Source organism: Microbispora sp. NPDC046973 (assembly GCF_040644495.1).
Taxonomy (GTDB): Bacteria; Actinomycetota; Actinomycetes; order Streptosporangiales; family Streptosporangiaceae; genus Microbispora.
In genome coordinates this window covers 741,994-755,524 of sequence record NZ_JBEYWQ010000001.1, presented here as the reverse complement: position 1 = coordinate 755,524, position 13,531 = coordinate 741,994, and the positions used below count along the sequence as shown (strand labels likewise).

General features: G+C 71.7%; 13 protein-coding genes. 5 read left to right on the top strand and 8 right to left on the bottom strand.

Going from position 1 to position 13,531, the window contains the following annotated elements; genetic code table 11:
• Positions 1-3 precede the first annotated feature (3 nt).
• Positions 4-774, bottom strand: coding sequence for a DUF72 domain-containing protein (locus ABZ860_RS03695; RefSeq protein WP_357214510.1), 771 nt, complete (start codon positions 772-774; stop codon positions 4-6).
• An 83-nt stretch (positions 775-857) separates the two neighbouring features.
• Here ABZ860_RS03695 and ABZ860_RS03690 point away from each other — a divergent pair, with 83 nt between their 5' ends.
• Positions 858-1,403 carry a type 1 glutamine amidotransferase domain-containing protein gene (locus ABZ860_RS03690; RefSeq protein WP_357214507.1) on the top strand — a complete coding sequence of 182 codons (546 nt, stop codon included), beginning with the start codon at positions 858-860 and terminating at the stop codon, positions 1,401-1,403.
• A 67-nt stretch (positions 1,404-1,470) separates the two neighbouring features.
• Entirely contained in the window at positions 1,471-2,349 is an 879-nt protein-coding gene (locus tag ABZ860_RS03685; RefSeq protein WP_357214505.1) for a sugar kinase, read from the top strand.
• A gap of 4 nt (positions 2,350-2,353) precedes the next feature.
• On the opposite strand, the gene ABZ860_RS03680 is transcribed toward ABZ860_RS03685, so the two are convergent.
• Positions 2,354-4,768, bottom strand: a complete 2,415-nt coding sequence (locus tag ABZ860_RS03680) for an FAD-dependent oxidoreductase (RefSeq protein ID WP_357214502.1) — start codon at positions 4,766-4,768, stop codon at positions 2,354-2,356.
• A gap of 72 nt (positions 4,769-4,840) precedes the next feature.
• On the opposite strand from ABZ860_RS03680, the gene ABZ860_RS03675 reads away from it, so the two are divergent.
• Genes ABZ860_RS03675 through ABZ860_RS03665 form a run of 3 tightly spaced genes read left to right on the top strand, consistent with a single transcriptional unit; the run spans position 4,841 to position 8,410 of the window.
• Positions 4,841-5,758, top strand: coding sequence for a choline/ethanolamine kinase family protein (locus ABZ860_RS03675; RefSeq protein WP_357214500.1), 918 nt, complete (start codon positions 4,841-4,843; stop codon positions 5,756-5,758).
• A gap of 11 nt (positions 5,759-5,769) precedes the next feature.
• A complete protein-coding gene (locus ABZ860_RS03670) occupies positions 5,770-7,329 on the top strand; it encodes an amino acid permease (protein WP_357214497.1) in 1,560 nt (519 codons plus the stop codon).
• 49 nt (positions 7,330-7,378) lie between these two features.
• The gene (locus ABZ860_RS03665) at positions 7,379-8,410 is read left to right on the top strand and encodes a phosphotransferase (RefSeq protein ID WP_357214494.1); all 1,032 of its coding nucleotides are present in this window, start codon (positions 7,379-7,381) and stop codon (positions 8,408-8,410) included.
• A gap of 45 nt (positions 8,411-8,455) precedes the next feature.
• Here ABZ860_RS03665 and lipB read toward each other — a convergent pair whose 3' ends face one another.
• From lipB to ABZ860_RS03635, 6 genes are all read right to left on the bottom strand, one after another.
• On the bottom strand, positions 8,456-9,094 hold the full coding sequence (gene lipB, locus ABZ860_RS03660) for a lipoyl(octanoyl) transferase LipB (protein ID WP_357214491.1): 639 nt from the start codon (positions 9,092-9,094) through the stop codon (positions 8,456-8,458).
• Positions 9,095-9,146: 52 nt separating this feature from the next.
• A complete protein-coding gene (locus tag ABZ860_RS03655) occupies positions 9,147-9,362 on the bottom strand; it encodes a PspC domain-containing protein (RefSeq protein ID WP_357214488.1) in 216 nt (71 codons plus the stop codon).
• Between the two features lie 105 nt (positions 9,363-9,467).
• Positions 9,468-10,265 (bottom strand): ABC transporter ATP-binding protein, encoded by a 798-nt coding sequence (locus ABZ860_RS03650; protein ID WP_357214485.1) that lies wholly within the window; start codon positions 10,263-10,265, stop codon positions 9,468-9,470.
• Positions 10,262-11,341, bottom strand: coding sequence for an iron chelate uptake ABC transporter family permease subunit (locus tag ABZ860_RS03645; RefSeq protein WP_357214482.1), 1,080 nt, complete (start codon positions 11,339-11,341; stop codon positions 10,262-10,264). The genes ABZ860_RS03650 and ABZ860_RS03645 overlap by 4 nt, the downstream gene beginning before the upstream one ends.
• Entirely contained in the window at positions 11,338-12,360 is a 1,023-nt protein-coding gene (locus ABZ860_RS03640; protein WP_357214479.1) for an iron ABC transporter permease, read from the bottom strand. Before ABZ860_RS03640 ends, ABZ860_RS03645 begins: the two co-directional genes overlap by 4 nt.
• A 35-nt stretch (positions 12,361-12,395) precedes the next feature.
• On the bottom strand, positions 12,396-13,439 hold the full coding sequence (locus tag ABZ860_RS03635; RefSeq protein ID WP_357214477.1) for an iron-siderophore ABC transporter substrate-binding protein: 1,044 nt from the start codon (positions 13,437-13,439) through the stop codon (positions 12,396-12,398).
• Between the last annotated feature and the right edge of the window lie 92 nt (positions 13,440-13,531).

Here is a 13,531-nt window from a genome sequence, read left to right as displayed (position 1 = left end):
CGGTCACGACCGGACGGGCTCGGGTGCCCGCTCGGGGAGCCGCGCCCTGCTGACGTCCCGCCCCTGCGCGCAGGCCAGCTCCGCGAAGGTGACCGCGTTGCGCACGGCGGCGCCGCCGGGGTCGTTGTTGAAGTAGACGTAGGCGTCCGGGACGTCCCCCAGGCGGTCCACCCAGCTGCGCAGCGCACGCCGGCCGTAGTTGGGCCAGGGTTCCGCCCCTCCCTCGTGGAAGCGCAGGTAGACCCAGTCGGCCGTACGCCACAGGGGCCCGGCGGGCCGGCCGAGCCGGTCCGCCCAGCACAGCGCGGCCCCGAACTCGGTCAGCAGGGCGCGGACCTCGTCGGTCCACCACGAGGCGTGCCGCGGCTCGACGGCGACCCGTACGGCCCGCGGGAACCGGGCCAGGCACGCGCGCAGCCGTGCGGCGTCGACCTGCAGGGTCGGCGGCAGCTGCAGCAGGATCGGGCCCAGCTTCGGGCCGAGGCCCTCGGCCACGCCCATCAGCCGCTCGACCGGCTCCTCCGGGTCCTTCAGCCGCTTGATGTGCGTCAGGAAGCGGCTGGCCTTGACCGCCATGACGAAGTCGGGCGGCGTACGCTCCCGCCACGACTCGAACGTCTCCCGCTTCGGCAGCCGATAGAAGGCGTTGTTGTTCTCGACCGTGGCGAAGATCTCGCCATAGCTCTCCAGCCACAGTCGCTGGGGCACGCCGCCGTAGACGAGGTCGCGCCAGTCGGCGTACTGCCAGCCGGAGGTCCCCACGAGCACGGGCATGTCCGTCCCCTACCCAGCGGACGGCATAGATCGCATCCCTCCGGGCACGCGACGTCAAGAACGAGCAAAAGAGGGGAGCAACGATGATCCAGGGTAAGACGATCGCGTTCCTCGTCGCCCCCGAGGGGGTCGAGCAGGTCGAGCTCACCGAGCCGTGGAAGGCCGTCCAGCAGGCGGGCGGCACGCCGAGGCTGGTCTCGGTGGAACGCGGGGAGATCCAGGCGTTCAACCACCTCGACAAGGCCGACACCTTCCCCGTGGACGCCGTGGCCGGAGAGGTCTCCGCCGCCGACTTCGACGGGCTGGTCCTCCCGGGCGGGGTCGCCAACCCCGACTTCCTGCGGATGCGGCCGGAGGCCGTGCGGTTCGTCAAGGAGTTCTTCGACGCGGGCAAGCCGGTCGCGGCGATCTGCCACGCGCCGTGGACGCTGGTGGAGGCCGACGTGGTGCGCGGGCGCACGCTGACCTCGTGGCCCAGCCTCCAGACGGACCTGCGCAACGCGGGGGCGACCTGGGTGGACCAGGAGGTCGTGGTCTGCACCGACGGCCCGAACACGCTGGTGACCAGCAGGAAGCCGGACGACCTGAAGGCCTTCTGCCAGGCCGCCGTGGAGGCGTTCGGCGCCTGAGGCAGGGCTTTCCCGTGCGGATCGGGCTCTGCCATGCTTTCCGGGTGCGATCCCGCGGACTTACGGCATGACCGAGGTTTTCACGCTCGGAGAGGCATTGGGCGTCGTCTCCGGCGACCGGCTCCGGCATGACATGACCATCCGCCTCGACGTGGAGGGGCCCGAGCTGACGACGGCGGTCGGCCTGGCCCGGCTCGGCCACACGGTGAGCTGGCTGGGCCGGGTCAGCGCCGACGAACTGGGCATGCGCACGCTGACCGTCCTGCGCGGCGAGGGCGTGGACGTCTCCCACGTACGGGTGGACGAGACGACGGCGACCGGCCTGATCCTCCGTCAGCGGCGCATCGGCCGTTCGTCGCACGCCGTCCACTACCGGGAGGGCTCGGCCGGGTCGCACCTGTCGACCGGCGACGTGCCCGGCGAGGTGGTGCAGTCGGCGCGGATCCTGCACGTCACCGGCGTCACCCTCGGGCTGAGCGGCCTCGCGTGGAGCGCCGTCCACCACGCCGTCAAGATCGCCAAGGACGCCGGGGTGCTCGTCTCCGTGGACGTCAACCACCGCGCGAACCTGTGGGCGAGCGCGGAGGACGCCAGGCAGGGGCTCACCGAACTCGCCGCCTCGGCCGACGTGCTCTTCGCGACCCAGGACGAGCTCATGCTCGTGGAGCCCGTGCTCGCGTCCACGCCCGAGCTGATCGTGACCCGGGGCGCCAAGGGCGCCAGCGCCACCGTCGAGGGCCTGCGCTACGACACCCAGGCCGCCCCCGTGACCGCGGTCGATCCCTCCGAGGTCGGCGGCGCGTTCGTCGCGGGCTACCTCAGCGCGATCCTCGACGGGCTGCATCCGGCGGACCGCCTCAAGCGCGGCATCTCGGTGGCGGCCTTCGCGGTCGCCTCCCACAGCTCCTGGCAGGGCCTGCCCTCCCGCGGCGAACTGCCCCCGTGACCGGTCACCTCCCGGCTGCCGCCCAGGGCTCGGCCCTGACGCGGGCGCCCTCGGGGTCGTAGAGCGGCTCACGGGTGACGGTGGCGCCCACCCGGCGGCCGTTGACGCCGATCTCGACGCGCTCACCGTGCTCCACCCGCACCGGCAGGAATGCGTACGCGATCGACCGGCCGACCCGGTGGCCGAACCCGCCGCTGCTGACGCGGGAGACCGGACGGCCGTCCAGCCGGACGGGCTCGCCGCCCAGGCAGACGTCACGCCCGTCGTCGAGCACCAGGCAGCGCAGCGCCGTACGGGGAGGCGGCAGGGCGGCCCGGCGCTGCGGCCGTACGGCGAAGCCGAGCCCGGCCTCCAGCGGGGTGGTCTCGGGCGTGACGTCGAGGCCCCAGACGCGGTAGCCCTTCTCCAGCCGCAGCGAGTCGAGCGCGCGGTAGCCCGCCGGCCGCATGCCGTGCGGCAGGCCCGCCTCCATGAGGGAGTCCCACAACGTCAGCCCGTACTCGGACGGGCAGTAGAGCTCCCAGCCGAACTCGCCCACGAACGTGACCCGCTGGGCGAGCACCGGGACGTGCCCCACGCTGATCTCGGCGGCCCGCAGGTAGCCGAAGGTCAGGTCGTCGTCGGTCAGCGACGCCAGGATCTCGTACGCGCGGGGCCCCCACAGGCAGTAGCACGCGTAGGCGGAGGTGACGTCGGCGACCGCGAGCCCGTGCCGGCGCAGCAGCGCGGCGTCGTGGGCCCCGAACGCGGTGCCGGTGACGAGGCGGAACCGGTCCTCCGCCAGCCGGGTCACGGTCACGTCCGCCTCGACGCCGCCGCGCCGGTCGAGCAACTGCGTGTAGACGACCGAGCCGGCCGGCCGGTCCAGCGTGTTGCCCGCGAGCCGTTCCAGGTCGGCGACGGATCCGGATATCTCCAGCTTGGCGAAGGACGTCTGGTCGAACAGCCCGGCGGCGTCCCGCGTCGCCAGGCACTCCTCGCGGATCGCGGGAGACCAGATGCGCCCCGCCCAGCCCCTCGGCCGTCCGGACTCGTCGTCCGAGGCCGGCGGATACCAGTCGACCCGCTCCCAACCGGCCTTCTCCCCGAACGACGCGCCCAGCGCCTCGTGCCGCACCCAGGCGGGCGAACGGCGCAGCGGACGGGCGGCGGTGCGCTGCTCGCCGGGATAGACGATGTCGTAGTACGTGCTGTAGGAGTCCAGGGCCCTGGCGCGGGCCCAGCGGGCGGATCGGGCGTGTCCTCCGAAGCGGCGGACGTCCATGCCGAAGACGTCGTACTCGGGAGCGCCCTCGACGATCCACTCGGCCATGACCTTGCCCACGCCGCCGGCGGCGGCCAGGCCGTGCACGCAGAAGCCGGCCGCCACCCACAGCCCGGCGACCGCGGTCTCCCCCAGCAGGAACTCCCCGTCGGGTGTGAACGCCTCGGGTCCGTGCACGACCTTGCGGAACGCCGCCGGGTCGTCGCCGTCCCCGACCGTCTTCAGTGACGGCACCCGCCGGACCGCCGAGTCCCACGACTCGCGGAACTTCGCCATGTCGGGGGTGAAGAGCGTGCGGGGCTCGGACAGCGGCCGGTCGGTGTCCCAGACCTGCGGGCTCCTGATGTAGCCGCCGACGAGGATGCCGCCGTCCTCCTCGCGGAAGTACACGATGTTGTCCGGATCCCGCACGGTCGGCGTGTCCGCCGGGACGCCGGACGATGGGGTCACCACGTACTGGTGTTTGATCGGCACGATCGGGATGTCGGCCCCGGCCATCCGGCCGACCGCCCCGGCCGCCGCCCCTGCGGCGTCGACCACGGTCCGCGTGCGCACGACGTGCTCGCCGTCCTCACCGCGCGTCCGTACGGCGGTCACGCTGCCGTCGTGGACGTCGACGCCGGTGACCTCCACGCCGGTGAAGATCCGTACGCCGAGCCTGCGGGCGCCCTCGGCCAGGGCGTGACCGAGCCGGGCCGGGTCGAGCCACCCGTCCCCGGGCAGCCACAGCGACCCGAGGACGTCGCCCACCTCCAGCAGCGGCAGCCGGTCGAGCGTGCCCCGGGGGTCGAGCACCTCCAGGTCGAGCCCGTACGTCTCGGCGGCCCCGGCCTGGCGCAGCAGTTCCTCCATGCGCTCGGGGGTGGTGGCCAGGCGCAGGCCGCCCACGCCGTGCCAGCCCGGATCGAGCCCGGTCAGCTCGCGCAACTCCGGGTAGAGGCCGGCCGAGTACATGATCATCCGGGTCTGCGTGACCGTCGACCTGAGCTGCCCGACGAAGCCGGCGGAGTGCCAGGTCGTGCCCTCGGTGAGGTCGTGCCGCTCGACCAGGATCACGTCGGTCCAGCCGAGCCGCGCGAGGTGATAGGCGACGCTGCATCCGGCCACTCCGCCGCCGATGACGACGGCGCGGGCGTCTGCGGGAAGTTGCGACATCGGTACCGTCCTGTAACACCCGGCCCAGACAATCGGATCAATGGTCTGAAGGTAGACCAAAAGGAGCCGGGCATGCCAGATCCCGTCGCAGACGCAATGGATCTCGTCACGGCCTGGGCCGGGCGGCCCCTGACCTTCACGACGATCAAGGGCGGGCTCAGCCACCACATCGCGAGGGTCGACGCCGAGGACGGCGGCCGCCTGCTCCTGCGGGTGCTCGACCCGCGCATCGCCGAGACCGGCCTCGGCATCCCGCTCGACCAGGAGATCGCCAACACTGTCGCCGCGGCGTCGTCCGGGATCGGCCCCCGCGTCGTCCACGTGCTGCCCGGCGTCCTCCTCCTGGAGTACGTCGAGGGGGTCACCCTCGACGCCCCGGGCGTTGCCGCGCGGATCGAGGAGGTGGCGGACGCCTGCCGCCGCCTGCACGCCGGCCCCCGCTTCGGCAACGACTTCTCGATCTTCGACAAGCTCCGCGAGTTCGTGGCGCGCTGCCGCGCCCACGGCCTGGCCCTTCCCGCCGGATACGAGGACGTGCTGCCGGTCGTGGCCGACATGGAGGCGGCGCTGGCCCGGCGTCCGCTTCCCGCGGTCCCCTGCCACAACGACCTGCTGGCCGAGAACCTGATCGCCACCGGCGACGGCGTCCGGATCGTCGACTACCAGCTCTCCGGCGACAACGACCCCTGTTTCGAGCTGGGCGACATCGCCGCCGAGTCCGACTTCGACCCCGACCAGGTCGTACGGCTCACGCGGGCCTACTTCGGCGACGACGAGCACGTCCCCCGGGTGCGGCTCAACCTGATCATGTCCAACCTCACCTGGGCGCTCTGGTTCGTCATCCACCAGGGGCTGGTCCGCGACGGGGCCATGCCCGGATTCGACTACTCCGCCGAGGCCGCCGACAAGTTCGCCCAAGCCGTACGCGACCTCGAGGATCCATGCTTCGGCCGCCTGATCGACGGCGTCCGACAACTCCGCACCGGTTAGAGGAGGCCTCAGTGGCGCAAGCCCTCGACGACGACGCCAAACGACTAGCGGAACTCGGCTACAAGCAGGAACTGGCCCGCACATGGAGCGGGTTCTCCAACTTCGCGATCTCCTTCTCCATCATCTCGATCCTGGCCGGGTGCTTCACCACCTTCAGCCAGGCCTGGAACAACGGCGGACCCCTTGCGATCTCCATCGGCTGGCCGCTGATCTCGGCGTTCATCCTGATCATCGGGTTCTGCATGGCGGAGCTGGTCTCCGCGTACCCCACGGCGGGCGGCATCTACTGGTGGGCCGCGAAGCTCGGCCGGCCGGTCCACGGCTGGTTCACCGGCTGGCTCAACCTGATCGGCCTGATCGCGGTGACCGCGTCGGTCGACTACGGCTGCGCGACGTTCCTCAACATCACGATCGGCCGGTTCAGCGACTCCTGGGCGAACGGCAACGCGCTGCACCAGACCTTCCTGCTGTTCGCGATCGTCCTGGTGCTGCACGCGTTGATCAACATCTTCAGCCACCGCCTGATCTCACTGCTGCAGAACATCTCGGTGTGGTGGCACGTGTTCGGCGCGGCGGCGGTCGTGCTGATCCTGGTCTTCGGCCCGTCGAAGCACCAGGATGTGGGCTTCCTGTTCGAGACGTTCAACAACTCCGGCTTCGGCGACGGCGACTCGGGCCCGGCGTTCTGGCTGTACGTGCTGCCGCTGGGCTTCCTGCTCACGCAGTACACGATCACCGGCTTCGACGCCTGCGCCCACGTGTCGGAGGAGACCCACGGCGCGGCCCGCACCGCGGCCAAGGGCCTGTGGCAGTCGATCTTCTACTCCGCGATCGGCGGCTGGATCCTGCTGCTGTCGTTCCTGTTCGCGGCCACGAACGTGGACGCCGTCAACGCCGAAGGCGGCTTCGTCGGGGCCATCTTCACCTCGTCGCTGTCGTCCACCCTCGCCACCGTCGTCTTCGGGATCTCCACGATCGGCCAGTTCTTCTGCGGCATGAGCTGCGTGACCTCGATGTCGCGGATGACGTACGCGTTCTCCCGGGACGGCGCGGTGCCGGGCTGGCGGCTGTGGTCGAAGGTCGACCGCAACCGCACTCCGGTCAACGCGATCATCGGCGGTTGCGGGGTCGCGCTGCTGATCACGCTGCCCGCGCTCTACGCGCCCGAGGGCACGACGACGCCCGTGGCGTTCCTCGCCGTGGTGTCCATCGCGGTGATCGGGCTCTACCTCGCGTTCCTCATCCCGATCTGGCTGCGCCTGCGCGCCGGGGACTCCTTCCAGGCCGGGCCGTGGACGCTCGGCCGCAAGTACAAGGCGCTGTCCTGGATCGCCGTGATCGAGATCGCGATCATCTCGGTCTACTTCGTCCTGCCCATCGCCCCCGCGGGCGTGCCGGGCGACAAGGACTTCGCCTGGACGTCGGTGAACTACGCCCCCATCGCCGTGGGCGCGGTGCTCATCGGCATCGCCCTGTGGTGGCGCCTGTCGGCCAAGCACTGGTTCACTGGGCCCCGCCGTACGGTCGACGACGTCGGCGACGACGTCAGCGACCCCGAGCCCGTCGCCTGATCTCCCTGTGTACGGCCCGCCCCACCCCGGCGGGCCGTACGCTCGCCTGGTGATCGACGACACCGGGCGCACGCCGTTCGAGGCGCTGAGCCGGGCGGGGCGCACGCGCCGCCTCGCCGCGCTCGCCCGCACGGCCCTGGCGGCCTACGACGTGCCGGTGGCCCGCCTGACCGCGATGGCGAAGGGCTTCAACACCACCTTCCGGGTGGACGGCGCGGACGGCGGGCGTTACGTGCTCCGCGTCCAGCGTCCCGACGGCCCCGGCCCGGAGATGGTCAGGTCGGAGGCCCTGTGGCTGCGGGCCCTGCGCCGCGACACCGCGCTGGCCGTCCCCGAACCGGTGCCCACCCGCACGGGCGACCTGCTGACCGTGGCCGAGCACGCGGGGGTTCCGGCGGCGCGCAGTTGCGTGCTGTACCACTGGGTGAACGGCCGGTTCCTGGACACCGCGCTCACCGCCGCGCACCTGCGCCGGGTGGGCGCCTTCACCGCTCACCTGCACCTGCACAGCGCCGCGTGGAGGGCGCCGGCCGGTTTCACCCGGGGGCGCGTCGACGCCGTCACCGAGCCGGGCCGCCGTGCCGCGACCCCACTGCAGGAGGAGGCCGAGCAGGCGGCGCGCCTGGTGGAGCGGGTGCATTCGGCGGCGGGCGCCGAGATCGTGCGGACGGTGACGGACCGCGTCCGGCGCGTCCGTGACGCCCTGGGCCACGGCCCGGACGCCTACGGGCTGATCCACGGCGACCTGCACCAGGAGAACTATCTCTTCCACCGCGGCGAGGTCCGCGCCATCGACTTCGACGACTGCGGCTACGGCCACTTCGTCTACGACCTGGCCGTGACCGCGAGCGAACTCGCCCACCTGCCACACGCCGCGGATCTGCGTGCCGCCCTGCTCGCGGGATACCGCGCCGTACGGCCGCTGCCCGCGAGCCACGAGGACGCGATCGGGGACTTCGCGGCGTTGCGCCGGCTCCAGCTCACGCTGTGGGTGGTGCAGGAACGGGCACAGCCGATGTTCCGCGACGACTGGCGGGATCGGGTGACCCGAGGCCTGGAAAGCGCGGCCCGGGCCCTGTGACCGACCGCCTCGGCAAGACCGCCCGCGTCAGCAGGGCCGCCGGCGTCAGGAGGCCTCGAACGCCTCCGCGACGACGCGGCGGGTCTCCTCCATGGAGGCCCGCCCGCGCTCGCGGGCGATCGAGGTCATCTCCACGTCGGGCATGCCGCAGGGCACCGCGAGGTCCCACGGCGTGAGGTCGCCGTCCACGTTGAGCGCGAAGCCGTGGCTGGTGACCGACCGGCTCGACCGCATGCCGATCGAGACGATCTTCCGCCCGGTGTCCCGGGTCCACACGCCCGTGAGCAGCTCCGACCCGGGCGGGGTGTCGCGCCGCTCGGCCGGGACGCCGAGCGTGCCCAGCGCCTCGACCAGCCGCAACTCGACCTCGCGGATGTAGTCGACCACGCCCTCGCCGTCCCGCAGCTTCACGATGAGATAGCCGACGAGCTGCCCGGGCCCGTGATAGGTGAGCTGCCCGCCGCGGCCCGTCGGCACCACCGGGATGCCGGCCGACGGGTCGGGCAGGTGGGTCTCCAGCGTCCGCTTGCCGACCGTGAAGACCGGCGGGTGGCTGAGCAGCCACAAGGTGTCGGGCCGCGCGTCGTCCTGCCGTTCCTCGACCAGCGCGGCCATGCGCTCCATGGCCTTCTCGTAGTCGACCAGGTCGTCCTGGACCAGCGTCAGGGGCCGTTGCCGCATCATCGCTCACCTCTCCTGATGTGAGCATAAACGGGCCCGCGCGGCCGCGTGCCGCCTACCTGCGCCCGTACGAGTAGTCGTAGCCCGGAGCGGCGGCGGCCGGGGCCTTGGGGAACAGCACCCACATGATGAGGTAGGCCACGAACTGCGGACCCGGCAAGATGCAGGACAGCAGGAACAGCACCCGCACGACCGTCGGCGACATGCCGTACCGGTCCGCGATCCCTCCGCAGACGCCAGCGATGATCTTGTGCTCTCTCGATCGGTACATCGATCGGCTCCTTTCGTCATCCGGTTCAACGGACGGCCGTGGAAGTCACGTTCCACGAGGAACCCTGAGAAAACCCCGATCCCCCGACCCTGAGGTAACAGGGGCCTATCCGCGCTGCCAGGGCGCGCCCGGGACGACCAGCGGGCCGCCCGTGACCGGGTCCGGCACGACGACCGACGTGAGTCCGAAGACCTCCTGGACGAGATCGGCGGTGATGATGTCGCGTGGCGCGCCCTGGGCGACGATTCGTCCCGCCTTCATGGCGATGAGGTGGTCGGCGTAGCGGGCGGCCTGGTTGAGGTCGTGCAGGACGACGACGACGGTCCGGCCACGCTCGCGGTTGAGCTGCCGGACCAGGTCGAGCACCTCCACCTGGTGCGCGATGTCAAGGTAGGTCGTCGGCTCGTCGAGCAACAGAAGGTCGGTGTCCTGGGCGAGGGCCATCGCGATCCAGGCCCGCTGCCGCTGGCCGCCGGACAGCTCGTCGACCAGCCGCTCCGCGAGATCGCCGGTAGCGGTGCGGTCCATCGCCTCGCCGACGGCCTTCTCGTCCGCCGCCGTCCACTGCTGCCACCACTTGTGGTGTGGCTGCCGTCCGCGGGTCACCAGTTCGGAGACCGTGATCCCTTCCGGCGGCACGGGGGTCTGCGGCAGGAGCCCGATCTCCTGGGCGACCCGTCTCGTGGGGATGCGTGCCAGTTCCGTGCCGTCCAGCAGGACCGAGCCGCGCCGCGGCTTGAGCAGCCGGCCCAACGCGCGCAGGAGGGTGGACTTGCCGCACGCGTTGGGCCCGATGATGACGGTGACCTGCCCGTCCGGGATCTCCAGGTCGAGGCCGTCCACGACCGTGCGGTCCTCGTACGTGAGCACGAGCCCTTCGGCCCTCAGGCGGTTGCCGGTCATGCGGTGCCTCCGGAACGGCTGCGAGTGCGGACGATCAGCCACATCAGATAGGGGGCGCCCACCGCCGCGGTGAACACGCCGACCGGCAGCTCGATCGGGGAGAACAGCCTGCGGGCCAGCAGATCCGCGATGGTTACGATCAGGGCGCCGGTCAGCGCGGAGCCGACCAGGGGGATCTGTGCGGTGCGGGTGAGGCGGCGGGCGATCTGCGGGGCGAGCAGCGCGACGAAGTCGACCGGGCCCGCCGCGGCCGTCGCCACCGACGCCAGGACGACGCCGAGGACGGTCAGGCACAGGCGGACCCGGCCGAGCCGTACGCCGAGAGCGGTCGCCGTGTCGTCGTCGAACGACACCGTGCGCTGGGCGCGGGCCGCCCACAGCAGCGCCGGCAGCATGACGAGCAGGATCGAGGCGAGCGGTGCGGCATGGTCGTAGCCGCGGCCGTTGAGCGATCCGGTGAGCCAGACCTTGGCCTGCTGGGCCACCAGGTAGTCGCCCTTGGTGAGGAGCAGCTGGGTCAGGGAGCCGAGGGCCACCGAGACGCCGATGCCGATGAGCACGAAGCGGGCGGCGTGCAGGCCCCTGCGCCAGGCGAAGACGTAGACCAGCGCCGCCGCGGCCAGGCCGCCGAGGATCGAGACGTACGGCAGGGTGCTGTGCGCGGTGACGCCGAAGGTCATCGCGGCGACGGTCGCCGCGCCCGCGCCGTGTGTCACACCGATCACGTCCGGGCTGGCGAGCGGGTTGCGGGCCACGGTCTGGATGAAGGATCCGGCGACGCCGAAGGCGGCGCCGGCGAGCAGTCCGACCACGAGGCGGGGCATCCGCAGGGTGCCGACCACGAACTCGTCGGGGCTCGGCTGCCCCCCTCCGCCGGCAAGGAAGAGCACGCGGACGACCTCCCCGGGACTCACGAAGGACTCGCCGACGCACAGATAGACGACGGCGGTCACCGCGAGCACCGCGCCGAGCAGGGCGGCGACGAGGGCCGCCCTGCGGTGCAGCAGGAAGCTGCCCCGCCCCGCGCGCAGGACCGAAAAGCCGGTGGGGCGCACCGGGCTCCTGGTGACGGTCACGCCGCCACCACCGCCTTCCTGCGTACCAGTGCGATCAGGAACGGTACGCCGAGCAGTGCGGTCATGACGGCCACCGGCACCTCCGAGGGCGGGAAGACGACGCGGCCGAGGACGTCCGCGACCAGGAGCATCACGGGACCGAGCAGGGCCGCCGCGGGAAGGACCCAGCGATGGTCGGTGCCCACGAGCGCTCGCGCGATGTGCGGGACGGCCAGGCCGGTGAAGGCGATCGGACCGGCGGCGGCGACCGCGACGCCGGTCAGGACGGTGGCGCCGAGACCTCCGAGTATCCGCAGCAGGGGGACGTTGTGGCCGAGCCCCCTGGCCACGTCCTCCCCGAGCGCGAGCGCGTCGAGCCCCCGGGCCGTCGCGGCGACCAGCAGCAGCCCCGCGAGGAGGAACGGCCAGGTCTGACCGGCGATCTCAGCGCTCCGGCCGCTGATCGAGCCGACCTGCCAGAACCGGAACTCGTCCAGGGCCACGGCGTCGGTCGTCACGATGCCGGAGACCACGGAGGCGAGCAGGGCGTTCATCGCGGTGCCGGCCAGGGCGAGCTTGACCGGGGTGGCGCCGCCGCGCCCGCCGCTGGCGATGACGTAGACCGCGACCGCCGCGATCCCCGCGCCCGCGAAGGCGAACCACACGTAACCGGTGAGCGAACGCACTCCGAGGAACGCGATCGCGCACACCACGCCCACCGAGGCGCCCTGGCTGACGCCCAGGATGCCGGGCTCGGCGATGGGGTTACGGGTGATGCCCTGCATGACCGTGCCCGCCACGGCGAGTGCGACGCCGACCATCACCCCGATGAGGGTGCGCGGCACCCGCAACGACCGTACGACCTGGGCCTCGTCGCCGCCGCCGCCGTGCAGCAGGGCGTCCACCACCACGCTCGGCGCGATCTGGCGGCTGCCTATCGCGAGGCTGAGCAGCACGGCGAGGGCCAGCAGTCCGGCGAGGACCAGCAGGAGCGCGCCCCCGGCCGTCGGGCCGATGCGGCGTCGGGTGGCACGGGACATTCGTTCGCCTTCTCGGAGTACGGGACCGCGTGCGCCTATCCGGCGAGGTACCTCTCCAGATCGCCGACGACCTCCATGGCGGCGGTGACACCGAGGCCGAGATACCAGGTCTCGTCGGGGACCTCGTAGGCGTGCCCGGCCTTGACCGCCTTGAGGTTCTTCCACAGCGGATTGCCCTGGACCGCCGACTTGTCGGTGGCCTTCGGGTCGCCGTAGACACCGGTGAAGATGACGTCCGCGTCCGCCTGGCCGATGTTCTCCGCGCTCACCTCCGCGGCGAGGTCGGGGATGTTCTGGTTGTCCGGGCGCGGGATGCCGGCGTCCTTGAGGATGGTGCCGATGAAGGAGGCGTTGGCGTAGAGCCGGATCACGCCGTCGGGCAGGAAACGCACCATCGAGACGACGGGCTTGTCCTCGCCCAGCTTCGCGCCGAGGGCCTTCACCTTGCGGTCGTACTCTGCGAGTTTCGCCTTGGCCTCCTCGGTCTTGTCGAGCGCGGCCGCGTTGAGGAGGTAGTTCTCCTTCCAGGTGAAGCCGGGACGGATGGAGAACACGGTCGGGGCGATCTTCGACAGTTCGTCGTACTGGTCGGCGGCGCGCAGCTGGCTGCCGAGGATCAGATCCGGGTGCAGCCCGGCGATCGCCTCCAGGTTGAGGTTGTTGATGGTGCCGACGTTCTTCGGGGTGCCTGCGTCCTGCTTCAGGTAGGACGGCAGCTCGGGAGAGCCCTCGGTGGGCGCGAAGCCGACCGGCTTGACGCCCAGGGACACGACGTTGTCGAGCTCTCCGACGTCCAGGACGACGACCCGCGTCGGCTGGGCCTTGATCTCGGTCGTGCCCATGGCGTGGGTGACGGTGCGCGGCCACTCGCCCGGTCTGGCGTCGGTGCCCATCGCCGCGGTCTTCTCCGCGGCGGTGCCGAAGTCCTGGCCGCCCTTGGCGACGGCCTTCTTGGCCGCCTCGGCGGCGGGGGCGCCGGAGTCCGCGCCGGTGACGGAGGAGGTGCCGCAGGCAGCCAGCGAGAGTGCGACCGCGACGGCGCCGATACCGAGACCGATACCGCGGTGCCGGAGAAACATACAGGGCTCCCTGCCGAGACATTATTTAGGCAAGCCTTACCTTACAGGGATCTTCCCTGGTTGCATCAAGTCCGAAAAGTGTGGTTATGGTC

Excerpts from the sequence above, each read along its gene's own strand:
- ABZ860_RS03695 (WP_357214510.1), bottom strand. The coding sequence starts at position 774 with ATGCCCGTGCTCGTGGGGACCTCCGGCTGGCAGTACGCCGACTGGCGC.
- ABZ860_RS03690 (WP_357214507.1), top strand. The coding sequence starts at position 858 with ATGATCCAGGGTAAGACGATCGCGTTCCTCGTCGCCCCCGAGGGGGTC.
- ABZ860_RS03685 (WP_357214505.1), top strand. The coding sequence starts at position 1,471 with ATGACCGAGGTTTTCACGCTCGGAGAGGCATTGGGCGTCGTCTCCGGC.
- ABZ860_RS03680 (WP_357214502.1), bottom strand. The coding sequence starts at position 4,768 with ATGTCGCAACTTCCCGCAGACGCCCGCGCCGTCGTCATCGGCGGCGGA.
- ABZ860_RS03675 (WP_357214500.1), top strand. The coding sequence starts at position 4,841 with ATGCCAGATCCCGTCGCAGACGCAATGGATCTCGTCACGGCCTGGGCC.
- lipB (WP_357214491.1), bottom strand. The coding sequence starts at position 9,094 with ATGATGCGGCAACGGCCCCTGACGCTGGTCCAGGACGACCTGGTCGAC.
- ABZ860_RS03655 (WP_357214488.1), bottom strand. The coding sequence starts at position 9,362 with ATGTACCGATCGAGAGAGCACAAGATCATCGCTGGCGTCTGCGGAGGG.
- ABZ860_RS03650 (WP_357214485.1), bottom strand. The coding sequence starts at position 10,265 with ATGACCGGCAACCGCCTGAGGGCCGAAGGGCTCGTGCTCACGTACGAG.
- ABZ860_RS03640 (WP_357214479.1), bottom strand. The coding sequence starts at position 12,360 with ATGTCCCGTGCCACCCGACGCCGCATCGGCCCGACGGCCGGGGGCGCG.
- ABZ860_RS03635 (WP_357214477.1), bottom strand. The coding sequence starts at position 13,439 with ATGTTTCTCCGGCACCGCGGTATCGGTCTCGGTATCGGCGCCGTCGCG.